This is a genomic window from Selenomonas sp. KH1T6, assembly GCF_900108415.1.
GTDB lineage: Bacteria > Bacillota > Negativicutes > Selenomonadales > Selenomonadaceae > Selenomonas_B > Selenomonas_B ruminantium_A.
This window is the reverse complement of the sequence record NZ_FNWN01000008.1, coordinates 74,505-100,883: the sequence shown is the minus strand read 5'-3', so window position 1 is coordinate 100,883 and position 26,379 is coordinate 74,505. Positions and strand designations below refer to the sequence as shown.

General features: G+C 55.1%; 16 protein-coding genes and 1 other RNA gene. All 17 read right to left on the bottom strand.

Annotated features, from left to right (window positions below):
• Positions 1 to 44: 44 nt before the first annotated feature.
• Positions 45 to 1,388, bottom strand: coding sequence for a methylenetetrahydrofolate--tRNA-(uracil(54)-C(5))-methyltransferase (FADH(2)-oxidizing) TrmFO (trmFO, locus tag BLW59_RS07355; RefSeq protein ID WP_074697267.1), 1,344 nt, complete (start codon positions 1,386 to 1,388; stop codon positions 45 to 47).
• Positions 1,385 to 3,673, bottom strand: coding sequence for a type I DNA topoisomerase (gene topA, locus BLW59_RS07350; RefSeq protein ID WP_074697266.1), 2,289 nt, complete (start codon positions 3,671 to 3,673; stop codon positions 1,385 to 1,387). The genes trmFO and topA overlap by 4 nt, the downstream gene beginning before the upstream one ends.
• The gene (dprA, locus tag BLW59_RS07345; protein WP_074697289.1) at positions 3,645 to 4,748 is read right to left on the bottom strand and encodes a DNA-processing protein DprA; all 1,104 of its coding nucleotides are present in this window, start codon (positions 4,746 to 4,748) and stop codon (positions 3,645 to 3,647) included. The genes topA and dprA overlap by 29 nt, the downstream gene beginning before the upstream one ends.
• Positions 4,749 to 4,938: 190 nt before the next feature.
• Entirely contained in the window at positions 4,939 to 6,342 is a 1,404-nt protein-coding gene (locus BLW59_RS07340; RefSeq protein ID WP_074697265.1) for a hypothetical protein, read from the bottom strand.
• Positions 6,343 to 6,346: 4 nt separating this feature from the next.
• Complete coding sequence (locus BLW59_RS07335) at positions 6,347 to 9,262, bottom strand: AMP-binding protein (protein WP_074697264.1); 2,916 nt, start codon at positions 9,260 to 9,262, stop codon at positions 6,347 to 6,349.
• A gap of 2 nt (positions 9,263 to 9,264) precedes the next feature.
• Complete coding sequence (locus tag BLW59_RS07330; protein WP_074697263.1) at positions 9,265 to 12,231, bottom strand: non-ribosomal peptide synthetase; 2,967 nt, start codon at positions 12,229 to 12,231, stop codon at positions 9,265 to 9,267.
• A gap of 13 nt (positions 12,232 to 12,244) precedes the next feature.
• The gene (locus tag BLW59_RS07325; RefSeq protein WP_074697262.1) at positions 12,245 to 15,151 is read right to left on the bottom strand and encodes a non-ribosomal peptide synthetase; all 2,907 of its coding nucleotides are present in this window, start codon (positions 15,149 to 15,151) and stop codon (positions 12,245 to 12,247) included.
• 13 nt (positions 15,152 to 15,164) lie between these two features.
• On the bottom strand, positions 15,165 to 16,940 hold the full coding sequence (locus BLW59_RS07320) for an MATE family efflux transporter (protein WP_074697261.1): 1,776 nt from the start codon (positions 16,938 to 16,940) through the stop codon (positions 15,165 to 15,167).
• Between the two features lie 4 nt (positions 16,941 to 16,944).
• Positions 16,945 to 18,633 (bottom strand): ATP-grasp domain-containing protein, encoded by a 1,689-nt coding sequence (locus BLW59_RS07315; protein ID WP_074697260.1) that lies wholly within the window; start codon positions 18,631 to 18,633, stop codon positions 16,945 to 16,947.
• 253 nt (positions 18,634 to 18,886) lie between these two features.
• Positions 18,887 to 19,249: a dihydroneopterin aldolase gene (gene folB, locus BLW59_RS07310; protein ID WP_074697259.1), complete on the bottom strand. Its 363-nt coding sequence runs from the start codon at positions 19,247 to 19,249 to the stop codon at positions 18,887 to 18,889.
• 236 nt (positions 19,250 to 19,485) lie between these two features.
• On the bottom strand, positions 19,486 to 20,130 hold the full coding sequence (locus BLW59_RS07305; protein ID WP_413778182.1) for a C40 family peptidase: 645 nt from the start codon (positions 20,128 to 20,130) through the stop codon (positions 19,486 to 19,488).
• A gap of 143 nt (positions 20,131 to 20,273) precedes the next feature.
• Positions 20,274 to 20,632, bottom strand: an RNA gene (gene rnpB / locus BLW59_RS07300) — RNase P RNA component class A.
• A 209-nt stretch (positions 20,633 to 20,841) separates the two neighbouring features.
• Entirely contained in the window at positions 20,842 to 21,519 is a 678-nt protein-coding gene (locus tag BLW59_RS07295; protein WP_074697258.1) for a hypothetical protein, read from the bottom strand.
• 49 nt (positions 21,520 to 21,568) lie between these two features.
• Positions 21,569 to 23,152, bottom strand: a complete 1,584-nt coding sequence (locus tag BLW59_RS07290; protein ID WP_029544354.1) for a DEAD/DEAH box helicase — start codon at positions 23,150 to 23,152, stop codon at positions 21,569 to 21,571.
• A gap of 81 nt (positions 23,153 to 23,233) precedes the next feature.
• Positions 23,234 to 23,746, bottom strand: a complete 513-nt coding sequence (locus BLW59_RS07285) for a CinA family protein (protein ID WP_074697257.1) — start codon at positions 23,744 to 23,746, stop codon at positions 23,234 to 23,236.
• On the bottom strand, positions 23,739 to 25,070 hold the full coding sequence (gene rimO / locus BLW59_RS07280; RefSeq protein ID WP_074697256.1) for a 30S ribosomal protein S12 methylthiotransferase RimO: 1,332 nt from the start codon (positions 25,068 to 25,070) through the stop codon (positions 23,739 to 23,741). The genes BLW59_RS07285 and rimO overlap by 8 nt, the downstream gene beginning before the upstream one ends.
• Before the next feature lie 75 nt (positions 25,071 to 25,145).
• On the bottom strand, positions 25,146 to 26,189 hold the full coding sequence (locus BLW59_RS07275; protein ID WP_074697255.1) for an ABC transporter substrate-binding protein: 1,044 nt from the start codon (positions 26,187 to 26,189) through the stop codon (positions 25,146 to 25,148).
• Between the last annotated feature and the right edge of the window lie 190 nt (positions 26,190 to 26,379).

Here is a 26,379-nt window from a genome sequence, read left to right as displayed (position 1 = left end):
CCATAAGATCAACTCCTAGTAAGGCTGTGTCAGATATTGATGTGTCAGATATTAAGCTGGGACTTGAACTTTTCCAGGCTTTCCAAAGCCCGTTTGGCCAGCCATTCTTTCTTGTATTTTTTCCGCTCACTGCGGGGGATAGCTCTCAAATCCTGCTTGGTCAGCCCCGCATCCGGCAAAAGACCGAAATTCACATTCATGGGCTGGAAATGCTTGGCTTCGCTGGTGGTGATATAGTGAGCCAGGGCTCCGTGGCAGGTTTCCTCCGGGAACACCAGCGGCTCCAAATCCATGGCCACCCTGGCGGCATTGATGCCTGCCACCAGTCCCGAAGAAGCGCTTTCCACATAGCCCTCCACCCCTGTCATCTGCCCGGCAAAGAAGAGATTGTCATTGCCCTTCAGCTGATATGTAGGGCGCATGTGGCGGGGAGAATTCAGGAAGGTATTGCGGTGCATGACACCGTAGCGCAGGAACTCTGCATGCTCCAGGCCAGGTATCATGCCAAAGACCCGTCGCTGCTCAGGCCACTTCAGGTGAGTCTGGAAGCCCACGATATTGTAAAGGGTGGCTCCCGCATTATCCTGACGCAGCTGCACCACGGCAAAGGGCAGTTCCCCGGTCTCCGGGTGCTCCAGCCCTACAGGCTTCAATGGACCGAAAAGAAGCGTATCTTCGCCACGGGACGCCATGACCTCCACAGGCATGCAGCCCTCGAAGAATTTCTCCTTCTCAAAATCCTTGGTGGGAGCTTTCTCGGCATTCACCAGTTCCTGCCAGAAGGCCCGATACTCTGCCTCGGTCATGGGGCAGTTGATATAGGCAGCCTCTCCCTTGCCATAGCGGGAAGCACGATAGGCCTTGGTCATGTCCACGGATTCCAGGCTCACGATGGGCGCTGCCGCATCATAGAAGTACAGGGAATCGCTATCCGTGCGGCGGGCAATATCCTCTGCCAAAGCCCCTTCCGTGAGAGGGCCGCTGGCAATGATGGTCACCGCCCCCTCTTCTTCGGGGATGGCAGTGACTTCCTCATGAATCACCGTTATGTTTGGATGGTTGCTTACCTTTTCTGTAATGTAATCGCTGAAGCCGTGCCGGTCCACCGCCAAGGCGCCCCCGGCGGGCACCTTGGTAGCATCAGCAGCCTCCATGATGATGGAGCCCAGCCGGCGCATTTCTTCTTTCAGCACGCCTACGGCATTTTCCATGCCTGCCCCACGCAAAGAGTTGCTGCACACCAGCTCCGCAAAACCTGCAGTCTTGTGGGCCGGAGTGGATTTCTCCGGGCGCATCTCATATAAGGTCACCTCAGCGCCCATTTTGGCTGCCTGCCAGGCGGCTTCCGCCCCTGCCAGGCCTGCGCCGACGATGATAACTTTCTTCATGCCTTTTCTCCTTCGGCTGCGGCCTCTGCCTCAGCTTTTTCCAATTCCTTGGCCCGCTTGGCCTCGGCCCGCTGGCGAATCTTCTCCAGCTCCTTGTTGATGGGGTGATTGATGCGGCTCTCGCAGTCATCGTTGCTGCAGTAGGTGATGCCTCTGCCGTTCTTATAGTGGTGCTTCAGCATAAAGGCACCGCACTTCTCGCACTTCTCCTGCAAGGGCTGATCCCAGGTGTTGTAATCACACTCAGGATAGTTCTCGCAGCCGTAGAAGGTGCGGCCCCTGCGGGTGCGACGCTCCACGATGCGTCCCCCGCACTTGGGACAGGTCACCCCCGTGTCCTTCAGCAGTGGCTTGGTATTGCGGCACTCGGGGAAACCCGGGCAGGCCAGGAACTTGCCAAAGCGCCCCTGCTTCACCACCATCATGCGGCCGCAGAGATCGCACTGCACATCGGAAACCTCCACCGGCAGCTCCACATGGCCTATGGCCTCGTCAGCCTTTTCCAAAGTCTCCTCGAAGGGGCCGTAGAAGCCCCCCAGCAGGTCGTTCTTCTTCACCTGGCCCTCGGCAATGCCGTCCAGCTCGTTCTCCAGGTCTGCCGTGAACTTCACATCAACGATATCCTGGAAATACTCCTCCAGCATATCCACCACCACAAAGCCCAGCTCCGTGGGCTGGAAGTGCTTGTCAATGCGCTGCACATAGCCCCGGGCCTGAATGGTCTCAATGATTGGGGCATAGGTGCTGGGGCGCCCGATTTCCTTTTCCTCCAGGGTCTTGACCAGGGAAGCATCGTTGTAGCGGGGAGGCGGCTCCGTGAAGTGCTGCTGGGGCAGGGTCTTCACGAGATCCAGAGCATCCCCTTCCGCCAGCTCCGGCAGGATGACATCCTTTTCCTTCTTGGTGGCATCTGCCCCGGCATAGACTGCCGTGAAGCCCGGGAATTTCAGGCGGGAGCCTGCAGCCCTGAGGCCGTAGCGGCTGCCGGCCTGAATGGCAATGCTCATGGTATCGTACACTGCCGGCACCATCTGGCAGGCAATGAACCGCTGCCAGATCAGGGTGTAGAGCTTCAGCTGGTCCTTGCTCAGATACTTTTCCACCGCCTCAGGAGTCAGCTCCGCCTGAGTGGGACGGATGGCCTCATGTGCATCCTGGGCCTTCTTGCCCGCCACATAGACATTGGGCTTTTCTGGCAGATAATCCTGGCCGAAGTTCGCCTCAATGTAGCTGCGGGCCTCATTCTGTGCCACCTCGGAAAGGCGGGTGGAGTCGGTACGCATGTAGGTGATAAGACCCACGGGCCCCTTGTGGCCCAGTTCCAGACCTTCATAGAGCTGCTGGGCCAGCATCATGGTCTTGCGTGAGGTGAAGCCCAGCTTGCGGGCAGCATCCTGTTGCAGTGAGCTGGTGGTAAAGGGCGCTGACGGCTTCCTGCGGCGCTCGCTCTTCTTGATGGCCTGCACGGCAAGGTCCTGCTTCTGCAGGTCAGACACCAAAGCCATGGTCTCAGCTTCTGTATGGAGTTCCAGCTTCTCGCCGTCCACCTGAACCAGTTCCGCTTCAAACTGGGGGGACTTGGCTTTCCTGAGCTTCAGCCCTACTGTCCAGTATTCCACAGATTCAAAAGCCTGGATTTCCTTTTCCCTGTCGCAGATGAGCTTCACCGTCACGGACTGGACGCGGCCCGCAGACAACCCCTTCCTTACCTTACGCCAAAGCAAAGGAGACAGCTTGTAGCCCACAATGCGGTCCAGCATGCGGCGGGCCTGCTGGGCATCCACCTGGTCAAGGTCAATAGAGCGGGGATGCTTGACTGCCTCCTGGATGGCAGGCTTGGTTATTTCGTTGAAGACAATGCGGCAATCCCCGGCAGGGTCCAGTCCCAAAATATAGGACAGATGCCAGGCAATAGCCTCACCCTCGCGATCCGGATCGCTTGCCAGATAGACTTTGCTGGCGTTCTTGGCATCTTTCTTCAAAGCCTTGATTAGGTCGCCCTTGCCCCTGATATTGATGTACTTGGGCTCGAAATCGTTCTCCACATCGATGCCAAACTGGCTCTTGGGCAGATCCCTGAGATGTCCCATGGAGGCACGCACCATGTACTTCTTGCCCAGGTATTTCTCTATAGTCTTGGCCTTGGCCGGTGACTCCACCACCACCAGGGTCTTCTTCACTTTGCTGGCCGTAGCTTTCTTCTTTGGCCTTACCTTTTTCTTCTCTTCTGCTTCCGCAACTGCTGCAGCCAAACTGTCACTCCCTCTCCGCACGCCTGTAGGCATGCAGTTCGTTTTCTACCACAATGCCTTCCATCTCCATCTGCAGGAGCAGGAAGGACAAGGTGGAAACCTCCCCTTCCGGCAGGCATTCTATTATTTCATCCATAGTCAAAGGGTGCTCAAAAGAAAGCACCTGATACACACGGCGCTGCTCCGGGGTGAGCTTTGGCTCCTTGCGGGGCTTCTTTTCCTCTGCAGCCAGCCCCAGTCCCTCCAGCACATCCTCTACCGAAGCAGCCATGCTGGCCCCTTCTCTCAGCAGATGATGGCAGCCTTCACTCGTGCTGGAGAAAATGCTGCCAGGCACGGCAAACACCTCCCGACCTTCGCTCAGGGCCAGTTCCGCCGTAATCAGGGAACCGGAGCGCTTTGCCGCCTCCACCACTACCGTGCCTCTGGAAAGGCCGGCGATGATGCGGTTTCTGGCAGGAAAATAAGCCGGCAGCGGCTGAGTGCCTGGCTCATATTCCGAAATAATTGCCCCGCCCCGCTCCACGATAGTCTCAAAAAGACGGCGATTCTCGGGAGGATAGACCACATCCACCCCGCAGCCAAGCACCGACACAGTCCTGCCATTTGGGGCCTGCAGCGCCCCCTTGTGGGAGGCGGTATCAATGCCCCTGGCGCCGCCGCTGACCACCGTCAGCCCGGCCTTGGCAAGCCCCATGCCAAAACTCTTGGCCACGGCCTCCCCATAGGGAGAAAACTTCCTGGCCCCCACCATGGCAATGCGGGCAGCTTCCTTCTGGATAGTTCCCTTCACATAGAGGATGGCGGGAGCCTCGTAAATCTCCTTCAGCACGGGGGGATAATCCTCATCCCAGATGGTGAGCAGCCTGACGCCAAGGCGGCTGCACTCTTCCTGCAGCTTCTCTGGCAGTCCGGGTTCCTCCTTGCGGAACTCCGCCAGCCGCCTGAGGAGCTTCTCCCCCACTCCAGGCACTTGCCAGTCTGCAGGCTCAGCCTCCCAGACCGCCCGGGCAGATCCCAGGCACGTCACCAGCGTCTGCAATTTGCTGCCGCCCACCCCCGGGCAACGGGATACCGCTGCGCCGTAAAAGGGGTCCATTCCCTCCATCTGCCTCACCATCCCAGCTCAAGCCTTCCATGCTTGCCTATACGTTTCATTATCTTACATTATATTGAAGCATTCTGCAACTATCTCACTGCAAATTCAACAAATCCACTGGCGCTTACAATTGCATCTATCAGCTGCTTGTCCGGCCTTTTGTAAAAGTAAAAATCATTTTCATGGGATATGACCTCTCTTATTTTTTCTTCATCAATTCCTCAGCAATGCAGTAGGTCCGCTTGAGGATTCCTTCCCCGAAGGATTTGACCAATTGTGCCCCACAGCAGTTGTTGGAGTGTATGAAGGTATCACAGCGGGAGACAAGATAAATGCCGTAGAAATAGTTCACCGTGGTGTCTTCCACATAACGCTCGTATTCCTCCGGCCTTCTGCGCATGGTTTCCAGCTCGCTTATGGTCTGGGCCACCTCGAAATCCGAGACACTATAACGCTCCTGGGCTACGGTGATGACCTTGCCGGGAAATGCTTCCTTCGTGGCATGGAGAAGATCCCTGTCCTCCGTGGCCAGCATAATGCCATCATATCCCCCCTCTTCAAAAAATTTCCTGATAATGGGAATAGCAGTTTCGGCAGGAATGGCAGCTGCGCCACCCTCGAAATTGGCCTTGAAGAAGTCCGAGCCACGCAGGAGCACGCCAAGCATCCTCCTGCCCTGCAGCACGAAGCTTTCGTACTCCCGCAGATGTTCCAGGAGGGTGGGGCTCAAGGTGCTGAGCTTGAAGCTGGTGACGCGTTTGCCGCCAAAGTCCTTGCAAATCAGCAGGGGCAGAAAATTCTCGATGCTGAGGACACTGTTCCTGCTGTAGGCATCCAGCGGCGTCATTTTCACATTGAAATACTTTGACAGCAGCCTGTCGCTGTAGCGGGAGGTGCCGGGACGGGCGGTGACCTTCAGCCCCGTGGGCTTCATGAAATTCACCAGATCCGTATAGGTGCCCAGGATGGAGCCGATGCCTTCATCCCTGGGAAGGTTCAGTTCCACATAGCGGGCACTCCGGTGCCTGCCTTTGGCAATCCACTGATGGAGCATCACATGGTGGAAGCAGGTGATGGAATCCACCGTGTCATAGTTCTTGTTGAACATGGAGGAAAAGTAGGTGGCTATCACCCTCAGAAGCCCCGGCTCATCCTTCTCCGGCATCTTCCCTCCCACCTGCAGCCTGTCAGAAGCCGGATAAAACCACAGCATACGCTCATCCTGGCAGAAAATCTTCACTTCCGTATCCCGCAGGAAAATCAGCGTGAGTGCCACGGTGTATTCATTGGCTTCCTCAAACCACACCCTGTCTTTCCCCTCCAGCAGGGTGAAACATAGCAAGTGGCTGTGTTCATCGTAATCGTGGTATGGGGGGAAGGAGTAATAGGTGCGGAAAAGCTCAGCAGTGGAATAGTCAGGAGAGGCCTCAGCCCAGGCTTGATTGTCCACATACTCCAGGTCATACATTTCGCCGTTTTCCCGCTCCACATGGAAAAATCTTTCCCCATCCATGATGCCCTCCTGAGCCGCATGGAATACCAGCGGGCTATGAGGAATCATGCGGTAGGATTTATTTTTGTCATAGGGTACGATTTTGAGCATCGTCTCAACCTCCCAAATAAGCCAGGCTTTCCCGCAGGTATCTGACAAAGTTCTCCGCCTTCGCCTCCGAGTAAAAGCCTCCTGAATAGACGAACTGGCGGGTAAGTTTTTCAGCGCTTTCCGTATCCACCAAAGTCAGCAGCAACACTCCCATGGGCTGGGAGTGGTCAGCTGGGATGGGCACCTCCTCCGCCAAAGCGGCGATTTTCCCCAGGGAAAAGATATCCTTTTGGTAGAGGTAAATCAAGCTATTAACCGTCGAGTTATCCTTGAAAAGCCCTCCCTGGAAGGCCCTGTTATGGGAAAGAGTGAAGGCGGTCTGGGCCTGCACCCTGGCCTTGATAAGTGCAGGGGAAGCCCCCGGCTCCACTTCCAGCTGCAGGGGCAGGTACTTCACAAAGCCCCCAGCACTATTGCTGCGCAGGTAATCGTCCCGGCCATTGTATGTCCAGTAAATAGCAGCTCTGTCTTCCCCGTTGCACCTGGCTGCCGCCATGGCAGCAGCTGCCAGATGGCAAAGATTCTCGTCATCATCATGACGGGGAAAAGTTTCCGTCAGCACCTGAGGGGACGCATCAGGCCCAGGCAAGTCAGGCGCCAGCAGGCCGCTGCAATTTTCCAGGCCATACTTCTCCTCATATTCCCGCAGCACAGCCTCCCTGTCCTCGCTGAATTCCTGCTCCAGCAGATAGTAGTAATAGTCCGGGGGCAGTTCCTCGCCCTCATAGGCACGGCAGATATTGTCCCGGATTACCTGCAGGCCTGTGCCGTCCATCAGCACATGGTGGAACAGCATATAGAAGTAAATACCCTGCTCCGTCTTGAAGATGCGCCGGTGATGCAGCAGCCCCTTAGCCATATCAAAGGCATAACCGCCTCCCTGCACCAGTTCCCACATCTCCGCTTCCGTCACTTCCTCTGCCTCGGTAGGTGCAAAGAGTTCCTGGTCATATCGCTGCACGAAGCTGCCTGATTTCGTTTCGACCAGCCTGGTCAGCAGAATGGGATGATGGCGGTAGACCTGATCCACCGCCTGAAGGAATCTGTCCAGTTCCACAGACTCCTTCAGTTTCAGGAGAGTCTGGACCCTTGCAATGGGGTAATTCAGCTCCGTCCCCAGCCTGTCCTGCCAAAGGCACATCAGCTGCAGCAGGGGCATATCCTTTTGCCGCGCCTTCCTCTCCCTCTCCTCCATATCTGCCGCCGCTTTTTTCATCAGCGGAGCTAGTTTCCGGGGAGTTCTGGCCTTGTAGAGATCTGCTGCGGAAAAAGTCCAGCCCCTTTCCCCCGCCAGGGCAATCAGGCGGATAGTGCCCAGGGAATCTCCCCCCAGCAGATAGAAGTCATGCTCTGCGCCAAAGTCTTCCACGCCCAGTTCCAAAACCTCTGCCATGATCTGGCAAAGATCCTTTTCTGCCTCCCCTACGGGCGCAACGTAGTTCTGACTGCCAGCATCCACCTTGGGCGGCTCCAGCAGACGGCGCACAATCTTGCCGTGGGCATTGGTGGGCATCTTCTCCAGAGGCACATAATAAGTGGGCAGCATATAGTGGGGCAGGATATCCGCAAGGGGTGCCAGGCTCACCGTCAACTCGCCCGACGCGCACGGATGCGCTAGTGCGGACTCAGGAGCGTGACGCGACTGTTTTGAGTCTGCCTCCTTGAAGATTCCCGCCGCTTCCGCTTCGCCCTCAAGGTAATACAGGCAGATGTAGGAGCGGCCTTTTTCCTCGAAGCACTTAGCCATGACGGTATCAAGCCTCGTGAGCTTGCGGAAGGCTGACTCGATTTCCCCCGGCTCCACCCGGTTGCCGTTGATCTTGAACATATCATCAGAGCGGCCCATGTAGTAGTACATGCCGTCTGCCTCCCTCCGGGCCAGGTCTCCCGTGTGGAAATAACCTCCCCGGAAGGCTTCGGCAGTTTTCTCCGGCAGGTGCATATACTCGCGCATATATACGTTTTTGAAGCAAATCTCTCCTTCGCCGGGCCCTTCGATGCGGTTGCCCTCCTCGTCCTCCAGATGCAAATCCAGGCTTTCAATTACAGGCTTCCCCAGAGGGGCGTTGTCATAGCTTCTGTCCAGCTCCTTTTGCAGCACGCAGAATCCTGCTTCGCTGAGGGAATAAAGAATCCGCACCCGGGGGCTGCCACCCTCGTAATAGATGCCGCTGGCACTTTCCCCACCGATGACAATGTAATCCAGATAGGGGCTGGGGTCTTTATACATGCGCAGATAGGAGGGGGTGACAAAAAAATTGTATACCTTCTTTTCCTTGAAGACAGCCTGCAGCCTTGCAAAGTCGCGCAACAGTTCTGCAGAAACGATCAGCAATGGGCGCAGGTAGTTGAAGAAATTTACTGTATAGATAATGGTGGCCACAAAGGAAAAAGGTGTCAACAGGGCCACAGGCTCATCATGGTACTCATGCCGACGTTCTTCATACAGGGCAATGAGATCCAGATTGCCATACTCATGCAGGATGCCCTTGGGATTGCCCGTGGAACCGGAGGTGTAAATGGCCAGGGCGGCATCATGAGGAGCAGTCTCCTCGAAACCTTCAAGCATTTTTTCTTCCGACATGATACGGTTATAAGCTATTTCGTCAATAAGGGCCTTCGCTCCCGTATCCTGGTGTATGAACTCAAGTCGGTGGGCAGGATAGCCCTGTTCCGAAATCACCAGGGCCGCCCCGGCTTTCCACACCCCCATCATGGCCACCAGCCCCGTCACGCCCCGGGGCATGACCAGCTGCACAAAGTCCTCCCGTCCTATGCCCTGGCCCTTCAGCCAGCCATAGATTTTCCCGGAGGCCTCGTCCAGTTCTCCGTAAGTCATTTCCCTTTTATCATCAATCAAGGCGATTTGGTCCGCATATTTTTTCATCACGCCTGCGGCGTGCTGCATAAAATCTCCCATGCTTATCCCTCGCTCAAATAAGCCACTGCTTCCAGGTAAAGCTGCTGGAACTTCTCCACCTTTGCTTCGGAGAAACGCTCCGGGGAGCAGATCACGCAAAGGCGCAGCATCTCCTCCTCCGCATCGTCCACCACCGAAGCCACGAAGAAGGGCCAGGGCTGCTCCCCGCTGGGCAGGTGGTTCAGCTCGCAGTCAATATATTTGCCCAGCTTGCCCAGGCTGAACACATCCTTCTGATAGAGGAACTGCACCGTATCATTCATCTCTGCTGCTTCCTCGGGGAAATGGCTGTAGGGGGCGTGATTTGCGCCGAAATAAAACTGCTCCGCTGCCTTCTTCATCAGGCTCCCGGGAGTGTCCCCCTCTTCCATGACCAGATAAACAGGCACATTGAAGGCAAAGCCCCCGGCGCTGTTCATCTTCAGCTGCTCATCCCTGCCGCTATAGGTGCTGTAAACCAAAGCCCTGTCCCTGCCATTGGCCTTGGCCATAGCCAGCGCAGCTGCCGTCAGATAGAAGACATTGGTCCGTTTTTCATCCCGGGGAAAAGCATCCGGCTGGCGGTAGAACATTAGGCTCCTGCCCTCCCCCTGTAAATCCGGCTGCAGGCGGCAGGCCCCCTTGTCCATGTCCAGCCCCTCATAGTAGGCTTCTGCCTCCCTATAGGCATCACCTGCCCGCCCCTGCTCTGCCTGCTGCAGGAGATAGTAATAGTAATCCGGGGCAGGCTCATAGCTCATGTCCTCATAGCACTCATAAAGGCTGTCCCGGAAAAGAGCCAGGCCCCCGCCATCCATATAGGCATGATGGGCGTGGAGCAGCAGATAACAATTTTCCTCAGTCTGGTAAATCTTCACCCTGCAGCCCCCGGCAAACATATCCAGTTTTTCCAGAGGAGTGACCTGCAGTTTCTCCATCTCAGCTTCCGTGGCTTCGATGATTTCCGAAGCGGGAATGACAGCTTCATCATAGACCTGCCTAAGCTGCCCGCCCACCCCCTTCACGAAGCGGGTGGCAAAGATGGGGTAGTGCCTGAGCACCTTGTCCACAGCTGCTTTCAGCCTGACGGCCTCCGTATGGGGTTTCATCTTGTAAAACACCACAATATTCTCCATATTCACCTGGGGATTGACCTCTTCCAGAGCAGCCCAGAGCCGCTGCATGGGCAGCAAAGGCTGGGGCTTCTGCCTTGCCAGCTGCTCTGCCTCCTGCAGTTCTTTGCCCGTCAGAATTTTCATGCCGCCTAAAAGCTCTGCCAGCTGCCGGGGGGTGCGGGCGGCATAAACATCAGCCGCCTTCAGGGCCAGGCCCCTATCTCCTGCCAGAGCAACCAGACGGATAGTGCGCAGGGAATCTCCCCCCATCTGGTAGAAATCAAGATTGCGCCCATATTGATTGATACCAAGGATTTCTCCCATCAATCCGCAGAGGATTCGTTCCTTCTCATTGACTGGCGGGACATATTCTATCTGCTGAATCTTGACCTGCGGTGCAGGGAAAAGCTTGCGGCTCACCTTGCCATTGGCATTGGTAGGAAATTTTGCCAAAGTCTCATAGCAGGTGGGAATCATATACTGGGGCAGTCTGGCAGCCAGCTTTTCCCGGAGGGCTGGAATATTTTCCTCAGCGAACCCGTCCCCTATTTCTTCTGCCATACCATAGAGGGCCACAAAAGCGCCATCTTCGCCGGAGAATCCCTTGGCAATGATATTGTTCACCCCCAGGATTTCCTTGGCGGCAATTTCAATTTCCTGGGGTTCCACGCGATTGCCATGAATCTTTATCATATCGTCTGAGCGGCCACAGATAACCAGGTTGCCCTCAGCATCTTTATACCCCATATCCCCCGTATGGAAAATGCCACCTCTGAAGACCTTTTCGGTCTGCTCGGGCAGGTTGATATAGCCCCGGAAATAGGGATTGTCAAAGCAGACTTCAGCTTGCTCGCCGTCTTTGACGGGATTCCCCTCCTCATCCAGAATCTTGATTTCCAATCCGCAGGCATTCTTCCCTACCGGGGTTCTGTGATAGGGCCGGTCAATGGAGAATGCTGACACGAAAAAGCCTGTTTCGCTCATGGCGTAACAATTCCTGAGCTTTACATGAGGAAAATACGACTCGCTGACACTATCACTGCCGGTGCAGATTAGGCGCAGAGTGCCCGGGGCATCTTTGTATAGCTTCAGCAAGGAGGGTGAGAGGAAAAACTCGGAAATCTTTTCCTCTGCTACAAACCTGCTGAAAGCCCGGATATCCTTGACCAGCTCGTAGGACAAAATGTATAAACTGTTGCCATAATAGAGGTGAGGCAGGGACCACATAAAGCAAGCCACGAAATTCAGCGGAAAGAGGGTCGCAAAGCGATAATTGCCATCGTAGGCAAAATCAGGTTCTACATGATAGCTGTCAATGACCATCTCCATCTTGCCATACTCGTGCAAAGCCCCCTTTGGGTTGCCCGTGGTTCCGGAAGTGTAGACGGCAAAGCAGGCATCATGTGGATCAGTTTCCTCCCAGCCCTCCCTTGCTTCACAGGCCATCATTTCCTCGTAAACTTTTTCGTCAATAACAAGTTTTGCCTGGCAGTCCTTCCGTATGTACTCCACCCGCTCGGCAGGATAGCCTTTTTCCGTGATAGTCACCGCTGCCCCTGCCCGCCAAACGCCCAACATGGCCACGGCAATCTTCGGGCCGCGGGGCAGGTTGATTAAGACAAAATTCTCCGACGCGCACGAATGCGCTAGTGCAGACGCCCCTAAAGGGACTAACTTTCGCGTCGAAGGAGCGTGATGCGACTGTTTTTCGTCTGCCTTATCAATGTCGTGAGCTTTCAAGTAAGCATATACTTTCCCCGACAGTTCCCACAGTTCGCCGTAGGTTACAGTCTCATCTCTATAATCAAGCGCAAAGGCCAAACGCCCGGCAAACTTCGTGCAGTTGCGGGCAAGTTGTTCCATAAAGGGCCGCATGGGTTGTCCTCCTTCAGACTATCTCTATCCCCAACTCCTTAAAAGTTTCCCTAATCGCTGCCACATAATCTTCACCGGCAAATCCCTGTGCATACTGGACACTTATCTTCTCTCCCATTTCCCAGAAATAAAGCATCACAGGGAAGGGCGGCTGGCCCTTATAGGCAGGTTCCATCTTCACCACGGCCTCACTCATATCCGCTCCTGTAGCGCCGCCGATGTAGCTGACACAGAGATTACTTCTTCCTACATAGTCAAGGATCACCTTCGTGAATTCTGCCGCATCGCCCTTGGCCGCTCCGGCCAGAACATTGGTCTCATGGGCGATATGCTCATAGGACAGTTGGCGATAGAAAGACGCGCTGATTCTCTCAGCTTCTTCCCGGGGCAGGCCGGGCAGCAGCTTATCGGGATAAAAGTCCAGATACATGTGGGGCACGCTGGCATTCTGGAAGGTTTCCTTCACCCCCAGGATATCTCTGGTGTCAATGGGACAGCGAATCCTGATGGTCTTGTCATTGTCCAGCGCTGCCAGCTGCAAAGCTCTGGCCAAAATATAAGCTGACAAGCTCTGGGGCGACAAACCCATTTTCCCCCGGCAGGCCTCGAAGGACTGGCGGTCTATCAGGAAGTCCCGGCAAAGGCTGCCCTCATTTCCCTGCGTTTCTTTGACCTCGAAAATTTCCTTTGAGTCCGCTTCCTCCGGCTTGAATGTTTCTGGCAGAGGCCATTCGTACTTCATCACATCAGCGCAGCAGTCCTTTGATGCCTGGAAGCTGACTTCTTTGCCGCCATAAGCCTCTAAAAGAGCCTGCATAAATTTCATAAAGCCATGGCCATCAGTGATGGCATGACATACGCAGAGAGTCAGTTCGCCTCCCCGATAGCTGGCAAAGGCGAAGTGCCCCTGCAGCTCTGGTTCATCAAAGCGCTGAGGCAGATAACCCTGGAAAAGAGGAATCATGTCATCCAGCCTTTTGAACGTCAGACGGGGCACATTTTCGTGGAACTCCAGTCCAAAGGCCACATAGGGGCAAGCCTGCACAGCCTTCCGCACAGCCCGCTCCAGCCTTTCTCCGTCCACTTCTTCCCGCAGGGTAAACTTGAAATTGATTCCTGCGGCAGCAGACATGACCTCGTCCTTATTCCGGGTGAAGAAGCTGCCTGTATAGGAATCCAATTCCCCGGTGGCCAGATACTGCTGATAGTCCCCGGCAAAATGCTGTCGGATTTCCGCCAGTTTCCTCAGCGTTTCCGGGCTCGTCCCGCTGCCCTTTTCCAACAGCCGGGCAAGTTTCCTGGGGGTGCGGGCTGCATAGATATCCCCCGCTTTCAGGGCATAGCCCCGCTCCCCTGCCAGGGCCACCAGACGGATAGTGCGCAGAGAGTCCCCACCCATCAGGTAAAAGTCGTGAGTTGCGCCTATACAATCCAGTCCCAGCACCTCTGACATAAGCTGGCAGATAATGCTTTCCATTTCGCTGGCCGGGGCTGCATAGGCCTGCTGTTCAGCCTCCACCTTGGGCGGCTCCAGCAAGCGGCGCACAATCTTGCCGTGGTCATTCACCGGCATCTTTTCCAATGGTATGTAGTAAGTGGGCAGCATATAGCGTGGCAGGATATCCGCAAGCTGCGCCAGGCTCACCGTCAGCTCACCAGCTTGTAAGATTCCCGTCGCTTCCGCTTCGCCACGGAGATAATACATACAGATATAGGAGCGGCCTTTTTCCTCAAAGCATTTGGCCATCACGGTGGACAGGCCTGTGACCTTGCGGAAAGCTGACTCGATTTCTCCCGGCTCCACCCGGTTGCCGTTGATCTTGAACATATCGTCAGAGCGGCCAATATAGTAATACATACCGTCCGCATCCCGCCTGGCCAGATCCCCCGTATGGAAATATCCTCCCCGAAAAGTTTCGGCGGTCTTCTCCGGCAGATGCATATACTCGCGCATATATATGTTTTTGAAGCAGATTTCTCCCTCGCCGGGTCCTTCTATGCGGTTGCCCTCCTCGTCCTCCAGATGCACATCCAGACTGGCAATCACAGGCTTGCCCAGAGGTGCATTGTCGTAGCTCCTGTCCAAATCCTTCTGCAGCACATAGAACCCTGCTTCGCTGAGGGAATAAAGAACCCGCACCCTTGGCTTGCCGCCTTCATAATAGATGCCGCTGGTATTTTCCCCGCCGATGACAATGTAATCCAGATAGGGGCTGGGGTCTTTGTACATGCGCAGATATGACGGGGTGACAAAGAGATTGTAAACCTTCTTTTCCCTGAAGAAGGCCTGCAGGCCGGCAAAATCACGCAACAGTTCTGCAGAGACAATCAGCAGGGGCCTCAGATGGTTGAAGCAGTTGACAGTATAAATAATGGTGATCACAAAGGAAAAAGGCGCCACCAGAGCCACCGGCTCTTCGTGGTACTCCTGCTGCCGCTCATCATACAGGGCGATGAGGTCCAGATTGCCATACTCATGCAGGATACCCTTGGGATTCCCCGTAGAACCGGAGGTGTAAATGGCCAAAGCGGCATCGTGGGAGTCAGTCTCCTGGAAACCGTCAAGCATGGCTTCTTCCGCCATAATCCGCTGGTAGGTCTTTTCGTCAATAACCACCTGCGCCCCCATATCCTGGCGGATAAACTCGATGCGGTGGGCAGGATAATCCTGCTCCGAAATCACGAAGGCCGCCCCTGCTTTCCACACGCCCAGCATGGCCGCAAGGCCCGTCACCCCCCGGGGCATGACCAGCTGCACGAAGTCCTCCCGGCCTATGCCCTGTTTTTTCAGCCAGCCATAAATCTTGCCGGAAGCCTCGTCCAGTTCCCCATAGGTCATTGCCCTGTTTTCATCAAGCAGGGCAATTTTATCCGCGTATTTTTTCATCACGCCTGCGGCGTGCTGCATGAAATCCCCCATGCCGCCTCCTCCTTCAGGAACGCTTGGTATCCAGCACTATATGGGTGCTGTTCATGCCCATGATATAGTCATAAGTAATCTGGCTGGCCAGCTTCTGCAGCAGGCAGAGATTCACCAGATTATCCTTTTCGCTGTACTCCGTGGGATTGCCTGACTCCCCCAGGCTGCGGTAGTCTATCTCCACCCTGTTCTCATAGAGCCGCAGCAGCACATCCAGCGGCTGGCCCTGTTTTTGATACTGGCTGGTATAGACGGCCATTTCCTCCACGGCCAGCCCCGCAATATTCGCTTTGTTCTCCGGCAAGCCAGCCCTTTTCAGCCTCCTGTAAACCTCCTCCGAAACCTGGGAAATGACCTCTGGCTCACTGGTCATGGTGAAATCCAAAGTCTCACAAGCATCGCTTTTCTCCTTCAGGAGGAAGCCCTCATATACTCCCTGGGAAGACAGAGCCGTGAGCCTGTTTTTCCCCAGAACAATCAGCAGCAGCAGGAGGGAATTCAAGGGGAAGGTCCACCAAAGCCCCGTAAGCCCCCCCACATAGCAGCAGAGCAGGGCCAGGGGCACCGTGCCCCCAAAACCGTCGAAGATGCTGATGAACATGGCATAGCTTTTCCGTCCCAGTATCTGCAGATAGTACATGAAGATGATGTAGAAAGCCCGGGGCAGGAAGGCCAGGGCCACAATGGGCAGGGCAGACATGGACAGAGCCAGTTCCTCCGCTGCCGTAACCTGATAGATTTCTGCCACCCCTGCGGGAGCCAGCATAACCCAGAGGGTAAAGGGTGCTGCCAGCACAATGCCGTAAAGCAGGGAAATCTTCAGCAGCCTGTGCCTACCCGACAGATCCCCCTGCCCCTGCAGCATGGACAGCAGAGGATTGGCTGCACCCAGGGGGCCCGCATAGAAGATGGAGCCAAAGGAGCTGACCTGCACGCAGAGGGAAAAAGCCACGGCCCCCTCAGCTCCCCCATACTTGATGGCCAGCACGTTGCAGGCCGCAAATTTCAAGGACATGCCCAGCTGGCTCATGGCCGCTGCGCCCCCCCGGCTCAGGGCCTCCCACAAAAGGGGCAGGTCAGCCCGGCCCGCTTTCTGCACCTTGAGGGGCGTCCTGCCCAGCCACAAGGGCACAATCAGGATGGCAAAGCCCACCAGATAGCCGGTGATGGTAGCCCAGGCCGCCCCGGACACATCCATGCCGAACCGGGCGATATACACATAGTCCATGATGAGGTTCACGGCGTTGGCCGCTACATGTATGCAGGTAGCCAGGGCAGGAGCCCCTGCCGTAGACAGAAAGCCGAAGAGAGTCAGCACCGACGTCATCACCGGCGCCGTAATCACCAGGGCCCGATAATAAGCCGGGAACCCCGCTGCCATCAATTCCTCATCGGGGCAGAGCAGGGGCATGATGGCATCGGCAAAAGCCAGGCCGATGAACATCAGCAAGAGCCCCGACAGGAAGGAGGCCCAAAGGCTGAGATAGCAGACCTTGGCCGCCTCCTCCGCCTTGTGCTCTCCCAAAAACAAGGCATAGAGGGTACCTCCCCCGGTGCCTATGAGGGTGTAAAGGGTGGCGATGATAAAGAGGATGGGATACCCCAGGCTCACCACCGCCATGGCATGGCTGCCTATGAGATTGGCCACCAGCATGCCGTCCACAAACTCATTCACCGTCAGGGCCACAATGGCCAGCATGGCGGGGAAAAGATAGATGTGAAATTTTTTCAGCAGTATCCAATAGGAACGTCCCGGCAGCCAGTTATTTTTCGTCGTACTGTCTCCCATAACTTCACGCCCTGCCCATGACACAATCCGCCCGGTCTCCCGCAAGCAGCTCCAGCTGCAGACCTATGATGAGCATCAGCATCTCTGCCCCCTGGCGGCCATAGGTGATGCAGTCCAAAGTGCCGGGAGGGATGATCACCCTGCCGCCTTCCCTTACAAGGGCCATGGTGTCGAAGAGGAGCTTCAGCCTCTCGCTTTCCTTCAGCCCCACCAGAGTTTCCCTGTAGGCCAGTATCACATAGTCGAAGCCCTTGTGGGCATCAGACAAAGTATCCGGCGTCACCCACTGGGCCCCTTCCCGTTCCTGCAGCTTGTCCCCGGCTATAAGCACTGCTCCGTGGCAGTCGAACTTCTTCAGGACTGCTTCTATATCATCAGCTGCCCCAGGCCGGGTGACGGCCATTTTCCCGTCACTGAGGAGTAATTGGAAAAATTTCTTCTCCAGCCTGCGCAAGAGTTCCAGCTCGGACAGCACCACCTGAGGGTCATCATGCACCATGAAAATAGTGCCGCCACTGGTTTCCAGATCCCGGGTCTTGGGATAGTGGGCAGGGCCTGTCTCTTTGGCATTGACCTTGAAGACGCTCTTCAGCCGCCTCGTCACCTCCCACAGGGGGAAATCCACGGCCTCTATCTCCTGGGGCACGATGATGTTCTTGAACAGGCCCTTTCTCAGCATGCGGTAAGGACGCTCCCCCCCTGCCAGACGCTGAGGCTCCAGCATGGTCTCCAGGGCCACATCTGTCTCATGCTGCCCCTGCACCAGGTCCAGAAACTCAGCCGGATTGCCACCGCCCATGGGACGGCAATTCACTTCAATGAGTATGGGGCCTTTTTCATCAAGCATGTATTCCCCGTGAATCACGCCGTTTCGGAAATGCACCGCCTCTGCCACCTGCAGGGCATAGCTGGCCAGCTGGCTGGCGGCTTCATCCAGCACCTCGACGTTTTCGGTATAATCGTAGACATAGCCCCCCTCCGGGGTCTTTTCCTTGGTATAGACCCAGATGTCATTGATGCGGTGTACCCCTGCGGCGGAGAAGGTATTCACCACATACTCCCTTCCCACAATCCGCTCCTGTATCAAAGCTTCCTTGATGGGGTGGCCGAACATATCCAGCATGGTGAGGATTTTTTCCATGGCCTCAGCCGCTTCCTCACGGGAATCGCACAGGAACAGCCCCTGGCTGCTGGCGCTTTGCAGGGGCTTCACCACCGCCATGTCCAGTCCATACTCCTCACAGAAAGCCAGCGCTTCCTCCGGGGACTTGATCTTCCGTCCCCGGATATAGCGGAGCCCTGCCTCTTTCAGGGCCTCGTGCATGCCGTCCTTCCTGGTCATGGCAGGCAGGTGGACGGTGGGATTGGAGGGCAGCCCCAGGTCCTCTCCCAGGTGGTTGGCCAGCAGCACCCCGGATTCCGCTCCAGGCAGAACGGCCGCAGGCGCATAACTCCGCACCATGGCAAGGGTTTCCTCATAACTTTCCTTCGCCTGCAGCCACAGGGGCTTATGATACATAGCTGCCAGGATATCTGCCCTGGTTTTTTCAATTTCATCCTTGAAAAGAGCCAGTATCTCAGGCGGCACATCCTTCCACGCTTCCAGGACCACGGGATTATACCCCCGCCGCACGATGTCTTCCACAAAGTTATAGCCAGTGGAGCCAGGCTCCACGATGATGATATTCCGCATGTCTTACCTCCAGCCAGTTATGAGCGTATCTCTTTGTCCTTACTTCGACAACGATATCTTTTTTCCTTTTCCTGGCTGGCACTACAAAACTTCGTGCGAAACAATGTTTCGCATCCATAAAGGGACTAACTTCGTGTCGCTACGCCCTTACACGAAATCTAAGTTCATCTGCGCCCTGTCGGGCTTGATTCACTAAGATTTCATAGTAAAAAAGCCCCGGCAACATAAGCTGCCGGAGCTTCACAAAACTTATTTATTTGGCATGACGGGTAATCTCTGCCTCTACATAATCGATAGGTCCGGAAATAGGCACAGAAGGTTTCCTGATGGTGGTCCTCACCGATGCAAAATGAGCATACTTAGCCAAGATCCTGTCACCAATATGGGCAGCCAGGGCGAGGAGCATCTGGAAGCGCTTGTTCTCAGTGACATCCTTTACAATATCATAGATGGCTGCTGTATCCACACCATCGCTCAGGGCATCAGTCTCAGCCACCTTGTCATCCTTGGTCTCAACCTCTACATCAATGTAGAATTTCTGCCCCTGCTCACGCTCATACTCGTAAACACCATGGAAACCATAGAACATCATGTTGTGAATCCTGATCTTTGCCATTACGGTCACTCCTTATACAAGCAATTATTTGGGAAGCTGAGAATCCTGCTTAACTACCTGCATATTTCGCTACATTGGGCAAAAATCCTGCTTAGTTCGTAAAAAGTTTATCCCAAAAAGCATAGGCGGCCATAAGGCCAACCAATGCCAAAAGAAAGAGGTCTCCCATAAGCTTATTCCTTCCTCAGATTAAAAGAAAATAAGGAGAGGCTTACCACCTCTCCTAAAGTGCAATATCACATTACACGGCGTGCCCCAATGTAGCAGGAACCCCAATAGGAGCTGTACAAAGAGTCAATGGCAACGCCACGGCTGGAAGAGGCATTGATGAAGCTGCCATCCCCCAGATAGATGCCCACATGGGAAGCACCATAGTCATACGTAGAGAAGAATACCAGGTCACCTGCCACCAGTTCGTCGGTAGAAACAGGATAGCCGCATTCATACTGCTCGTCCGCCATGCGGGGCAGATAAATGCCTGCCTGGGCAAATACATAGCGCACATAGCCGGAGCAGTCAAAACCGCTGGGCGTCGTACCGCCAAAGACATAAGGTACGCCGATATACTGCATGGAGTCCGCCACTACACGGCGGGAAATATAGTTAGAACCACGGCTTACCTCAGGCATTGCCTTGCCCAAAAGTGCGGTATAAGTGGTAGGACCAACCAGTCCGTCAGCCTCCAGCCCCTGTGAAGCCTGGAATGCCTTGACGGCCTCGGCCGTCGCCGGCCCGAAATCACCATCCGCAGCAACATCATACCCTAAACTAGCCAACTGTCCCTGGATTTCTGCTACATCGCTGCCCTGATCTCCCACGCGGAATGCGGAAGCCGCTGCCACCATTGTAAACCAGCACATGAGGACAACCGATAAAGTCATAATGCGAAACGCCTTACTCAAAAAACCTCTCCCTTCCTCACACTACATTCATTTGTTTCAGACAATTTTCAGATTTGCCTCAAACATAGAAACAGGCTGCCTCAAAAGGAGCAGCCAGTCCATATTTCAAGCAAATATAAGTCAGCGTAAGCAATCAATAAGCCGAGTTCTGTGCCGCCGGATGGCGGTGATGATCATTTATCTAGGCAGGGGGATTGCTCCCTCGCTCAAGCGACTTAACCCGGAAGGTCCGCGGGCCGCATCAACCCTTCCCTATTCAGTCTTGCTCCGTGTGGGGTTTACCAAAGCCAGCCAGTCACCTGACTGCTGGTGCGCTCTTACCGCACCTTTCCACCCTTACCGGAATCCTCCGGCGGTCTAAATCTCTATGGCACTTTCCCTAAGGTCACCCTCGCTGGACGTTATCCAGCACACTGCCCTGTGGAGCCCGGACTTTCCTCATCTGTGCACAAGGCACAGCCGCGATCATCCTGACAACTTACACCAACGTGGACGATTATAACACATTTAGTATGTCATGTCAAATCAGGTACTAAATATGCTTATAACGTCGTTGTTCCAGTTTTGCCAAAGGCAAAACTACCTCTTAACGTTTCAACGAGGAAGGTATTCCTCGTTATAAACATTTTTATGCGCGCGCACACGCAGCAAAAATGCCCCCGCCGAAGCGGGAGCACTTGATATTGCTTGTTATTTCTTCGCAGTATTAAAAGTAGTTATACCCTTCTGGTACAGATCCACAGCTTCATCCCTCAGCTCAGGGTTATCAATGAGCTCTATCCTGTAGCACTCCCCATTGTCCCCGCGGAAGAAGGTCACTGCACTCTGGCTGTTGGCCTCAGCAGTGGTGTCCGGCTGGCCGTCCCCATCGGTATCGATTTCCAATACCTTGGCGGTGATGGCGTAAATGCCCTTGTTGTGGTCATTTACCGGTACCAGCTCGATAGCCTCATAGCCGTTGCTGCGCATGATGCTCTGCAAAAGCTTGCCTGCCTCCTCATCGCTGATCTTGTTGAGGTCTGGCACACTCTGATCTGCGAAGGCATCCTTCACAATCACCCAGGCGTTCTTGATATCATAGCCTTCATTGTCAAAAATCAGCACCTCTCCCTTCCTGTCCTCATAGAGAGCGCTGGCGGGAATCACCTGAGGCTTCTTGGGGCACTGGATGGTGTAGCCATACTCCTGGCTCTTATAAGTATAGGGAAGTTCTGCCGGAGCCTGCACATTCTTGGCAGACTTCTCTGACTGGGTTTCAACCTGGGGCTGCTTTGCCTTCTTGGCGGCATCTGCAGGCTGTACTGCGCCAAAAATCAGGCCGGCTGCCACCGAAGCTGCTACGAAGGTCTGGAAAGATTTCTTTAACATAATCTTCAACTCCTATTACATAGTATGCAATCACCAAATAAGAAAAAACTTATCTCTTGCGGGCAGGCTCCACATTCACCTTGAAGCCGTTCACCGTATTGCGGTGCATGGTGCTCAGCACCCTTTCTGCCACCTTTTCCGGCACCTCTACAAAAGAGAACTTCTCATAGATATTGATAACCCCGATGGTATCACCGGGAATGTCAGCTTCGCTGGCAATGGCTCTCACAATATCAGCCGGACGGATTTTCTGTGCCCTGCCGATATTGAAGAAGAAGCGCACCATGCCCGGAGCCCCGCCGGTATTCTCAAAGGACGCCTGTTCCTCTTCCCGGCTCCCCGCCTCACCTTCCAGGGAAAGCTGCAGGGCAGCAGCAGCCACATCTACCGGATCATAGCCCTCTTCCAGCACATCGGAGATAATGGTGTGGTAATCATCATAGCGGTCCTGCTTCAAGACCTTCAGCAGGCGCTCCGTCACCAGTTCCTTCTGCCGCTCCAACACATCTGAAGCCGTGGGAAGCTCCCTGCGCTGGATCTTGGTATGGGCCAGCTTCATGATCAGGCGCAGCTGGCGGTATTCCCTGGGGGAAATGAAGGTCATAGCCACCCCCTTGCGGCCTGCCCGGCCGGTGCGGCCGATGCGGTGCACATAGGACTCATGGTCCTGGGGAATATCGTAGTTGATGACATGGGTGATGTCGTCGATATCGATGCCCCTTGCAGCCACATCCGTAGCCACCAGGGTGTCGATGCGTCCGTCACGGAACTTCTTCATGACCCGGTCACGCTGCACCTGGGAAAGGTCACCGTGGAGGCCGCCGGCCAGATAACCACGAGCTTCCAGCGAAGCCGTCAGGTCATCCACTGCCCGCTTGGTGCGGCAGAAGATTATGAGCTTGCCCGTCTCCTCAATGTCCAGCACCCGGCACAGGCCCTCGAACTTCTCCCTGGTCTCATAGTAAACCTGATCAATCAGGGGCACCGTGAGATTTTCTTTGGTAATGCTCACCCGCTGGGGGTGATTCATGTACCGCTGGGAAAGCTTTTCAATGGGCGCGGGCATGGTGGCGGAGAAAAGCAGGGTCTGCCTTTCTTCGTTGGAAATGGCCCCAATGATTTCCTCGATATCTGAGATAAAGCCCATATCCAGCATTTCGTCTGCTTCGTCAAGGATCAGGGTACGGACACCGTCAAGGCTGATGGTGCCCCGGTGGAGATGATCGATCAGTCGGCCCGGCGTGCCCACAATCAGATGGACGCCGCGCTTCAGGCCGCGAATCTGGCGGTCAATGGACTGGCCTCCATAGATGGGCAGCGTGCGCACCCGCTTGTAGTGGCCAATCTTGTTGAGCTCCTCTGCCGTCTGGATAGCCAGCTCCCGGGTGGGAGTCAGCACCAGAGCCTGCACTTCATGGACGCCCTCCACGATCTTTTCCACCGTGGGGATACCGAAAGCAGCCGTCTTGCCAGTGCCCGTCTGAGCCTGCCCCACCACATCATGGCCTTCCAGCACCAGGGGTATAGTCCCTGCCTGGATGGGAGAGGGCTCCTCAAAGCCCATGTCGGCAATGGCGTGGAGCACCTTGCGGCTGAGTTCGATATCTCCGAATGACTTTAATTCCTGTTTCAAATAAATCCTCCTGAATAAGTTGACGATGTTAAGTATATCTTGCTTTTATCTAAAAAAGCTGAAAAACAAATTAGATTTCCATTAGAGTGTGTAGTAATCCACCAGCATGCGCAAGGCTGTGGAAACAGCCTGCAATTTCACTTCGTCCCGGTCACCGCTGAAATCATTCATACGCACCTGCTCCCCCTGGGGACCTGCCACGGCAATGTAAACCCGTCCCACAGGCTTTTCCTCCGTGCCGCCCCCCGGGCCCGCAATGCCCGTGATGCCCACGCCGATATCGGTGCCCATGAGCTTTGCCGCCCCCCGGGCCATTTCACGGGCTGTCTCCTCGGACACAGCCCCGTACTTCTCCAGGGTCTCATGCTTCACGCCCAGGAGCTTTTCCTTCACATCGTTAGCGTATGCCACCACTGCTCCCTGCATGTAGGCAGAGCTGCCCTCCACATCCGTCAGCAGGCTGGAAAGGAGGCCTCCTGTGCAGGACTCGGCACAGGAGATAGTAGCCTCCCGCTCAAGGAGAGCCTTACCCACAGCTGTGGACAAATCCCTCATGGTCTGCAGGCTCTTGATGACAAGATAGTAATCACTCATTGATTTTCTCCCCTACCACATCATAAGTGAATCCCTGGAGGACACGCACCTTGATGATGTCCCCGGGCTGGCTGTCAGTATCGCCTTCAATGTAGACCTGACCGTCTACATCCGGAGCCTCACGGTAAGAACGGCCAACGGCAATGATATTCTGTTCCTCATCGCGCCCCTCAACCAGGACCTCGATGACCTTGCCCTCCAGTTCCTGATTGATCTCCTCGGAAATCTTGCTCTGAAGGCTCATGAGGTCATGATATCTTTCCTGCATGACGTCTTCCGGCACCTGGTTGGGCATGTCGTAGGCAGGAGTCCCTTCCTCCCGGGAGTAGGTAAACACCCCTACCTTGTCAAAGCGCATCTCCTCCAGGAAATTGCGCAGAGACTGATACTGGGCATCGGTCTCTCCGGGGCAGCCCACAATGAAAGTGGAGCGGATGGTGACCCCTGGAATGCGCTCCCTTATCTTCTTCACCAGTGCCACAATCTGCGCCCTGGTGTCCGGGCGGCGCATGGACTTCAGCATGGCATCATGGGCATGCTGCAGGGGCATGTCGATGTACTTGCAGATTTTCGGCTCTTTGGCATAGAGGTCAATGAGCTCATCAGTGAAGAACTTGGGGTAGCAGTAAAGAGTACGCACCCACTGGAGCTTCTCCACCTTCACCAGCTCGCGCAAAAGCTCAGCCAGTGCCGGAGCGCCGTAGATGTCTTTGCCGTACAGGGTGCTGTCTTCGGCAATGAGGATGATTTCCTTCACCCCGTTCTCGCAAAGCTGCTCCACCTCTGCCTTGATATCCTCGATGCGGCGGCTGCGGAATCTGCCGCGGATAAGCGGAATGGCACAGAAGGCGCAGTGGTTGTCGCACCCTTCGGCAATCTTCACATAAGCCGTGTAGCTGGGAGTGGTGAGGATACGGGGATTCTTGGCATCATAGAGGAGCTTGTCCTCCCCGGCAATCACCAGGCGGCGCCCCTTCAGGGACTCCTCCACCGCCGTCATGATTTCCTTGCAAGCGCCGGTGCCGATGATGGCATCTGCCTCAGGCATGTCATCCAGCAGTTCCTGCCCATAGCGCTGGCCCAGGCAGCCTGCCACAATCAGGCTGCGGCAGCGGCCGCTTTCCTTGTACTCCGCCATATTGAGGATAGTGGTGATGGACTCCTCCTTGGCAGACTGGATAAAGGCACAAGTATTGACAATGAGAATATCTGCCTCCGAAGGATCTGCCGTAATCTCAATGCCGTGCTCCTTGAGGATGCCCAGCATCATCTCTGTATCTACCAGGTTCTTGGAACAGCCAAGACTGATGAAACCTGCTTTCACTTTCTGATAAACCTCCTAAAAACTATCGATAAAACTATCATGCAAATAAAAGGCCGCCCGCAAGCAGCCCTCTTGTCAATTGAACCGAACTTCCTTCACCCAACGGTCCAGCAAATCATGCCTCTGCTGGGCATTGAACTGGGGACGAACGCTGAACAGCAGGAGATTCTTTCCCGCAAAGGTCTTGTAAGCCATAGTGCCCGGATTGGTGGGCAGGAAATAGAAGCCCTGGCTCTGCAAGGCCAGCTGGGCCTCATCGGACAGCAGCCAGTCAGCAAAGGCCTTGGCAGCCTGCTCATCCTGAGCCGAAGTCTTGAAAGCAATGCCCGTGCCCGTCACCATGGCAGCCGTGCCATCGGCAGGATAGATGACTTTCAAGGGGTAGCCATCATGGATATAGCGCAAAGTCTCGCTCTCCACTGCCACCGCCACGTCAACCTCTCCCATACCTGCCTGACGTACAGGATTGGAAAGGTAATGGGCGTACTGCACCACCTTGGGATGAATCTGCCGCCAGATATCATAGGCTGCCGTATCGCCAAACTGGGCAATCATGCTAAGGAGAAGATTGGCTGAGGCATCTGCCGCCAGGAAATCCGTCACCCCCACCCGCACATTAGGCGCCGCAGCCAGAGCTTGCCAGGTATCAGGCACCTGCTGCCGGGCCTTCAGGTAATCCTGATTGACGCAGAAGACTATGGGGTCATACCAGACACCAATCCAGTATCCCTCCGTCTGGCGGAACTTTTCCGGCACCTGATCCCCGTGCTCCGACATGTAGGGCAAAAGGTAGCCCATAGCAGCCGCCCTGTAAAGGAGCTCGCTGTCCCCCAGCACCAAAGCAGCCTGTCCAGCCCCTTCTCCCTCTACCTGAGCCTTGAGCCTGTCCAGTATCTCCTCCCGGCCCAGAGGCACGAAGTTCACCCTGACGCCGCTGGCAGATTCATAGGCATTGGTCAGCACCACCGCCGTCTCCGTAGGCAGATTGGTATAGGCAGTGATTTCCCTAAGGGGCTTCTGCCCCCCATCATGGTCAGCCACCGCCAGATAGCCGGAGCCCAGCACCACCACTATCAAAAGCAGGAAGGCTGTCACCAGCAGTGATGTATAGCGTCTCATGCTAAACATACCTCTCAATAAAACGAACTCTTACATAACTAGTACATTTCATTGTACCATTGCCAGAAGCGACAGGCAAGGAAAAGTCTTGACACTCCCCATGGCTAAAGCCAGGGGATTCTTGGTTCGTTGAACACTGCGATCCGACCGTAGCCAGACTGACTTACACGTTCTCCCCAAGCGTGAATTC

Excerpts from the sequence above, each read along its gene's own strand:
- BLW59_RS07340 (WP_074697265.1), bottom strand. The coding sequence starts at position 6,342 with ATGCTCAAAATCGTACCCTATGACAAAAATAAATCCTACCGCATGATT.
- BLW59_RS07295 (WP_074697258.1), bottom strand. The coding sequence starts at position 21,519 with ATGTTAAAGAAATCTTTCCAGACCTTCGTAGCAGCTTCGGTGGCAGCC.
- topA (WP_074697266.1), bottom strand. The coding sequence starts at position 3,673 with ATGCCTACAGGCGTGCGGAGAGGGAGTGACAGTTTGGCTGCAGCAGTT.
- BLW59_RS07275 (WP_074697255.1), bottom strand. The coding sequence starts at position 26,189 with ATGAGACGCTATACATCACTGCTGGTGACAGCCTTCCTGCTTTTGATA.
- BLW59_RS07315 (WP_074697260.1), bottom strand. The coding sequence starts at position 18,633 with ATGCGGAATATCATCATCGTGGAGCCTGGCTCCACTGGCTATAACTTT.
- folB (WP_074697259.1), bottom strand. The coding sequence starts at position 19,249 with ATGGCAAAGATCAGGATTCACAACATGATGTTCTATGGTTTCCATGGT.
- BLW59_RS07335 (WP_074697264.1), bottom strand. The coding sequence starts at position 9,262 with ATGGGAGATTTTATGCAGCACGCCGCAGGCGTGATGAAAAAATATGCG.
- BLW59_RS07285 (WP_074697257.1), bottom strand. The coding sequence starts at position 23,746 with ATGAGTGATTACTATCTTGTCATCAAGAGCCTGCAGACCATGAGGGAT.
- BLW59_RS07330 (WP_074697263.1), bottom strand. The coding sequence starts at position 12,231 with ATGCGGCCCTTTATGGAACAACTTGCCCGCAACTGCACGAAGTTTGCC.
- BLW59_RS07305 (WP_413778182.1), bottom strand. The coding sequence starts at position 20,130 with ATGACTTTATCGGTTGTCCTCATGTGCTGGTTTACAATGGTGGCAGCG.
- BLW59_RS07320 (WP_074697261.1), bottom strand. The coding sequence starts at position 16,940 with ATGGGAGACAGTACGACGAAAAATAACTGGCTGCCGGGACGTTCCTAT.
- BLW59_RS07325 (WP_074697262.1), bottom strand. The coding sequence starts at position 15,151 with ATGGGGGATTTCATGCAGCACGCCGCAGGCGTGATGAAAAAATACGCG.
- dprA (WP_074697289.1), bottom strand. The coding sequence starts at position 4,748 with ATGGAGGGAATGGACCCCTTTTACGGCGCAGCGGTATCCCGTTGCCCG.
- trmFO (WP_074697267.1), bottom strand. The coding sequence starts at position 1,388 with ATGAAGAAAGTTATCATCGTCGGCGCAGGCCTGGCAGGGGCGGAAGCC.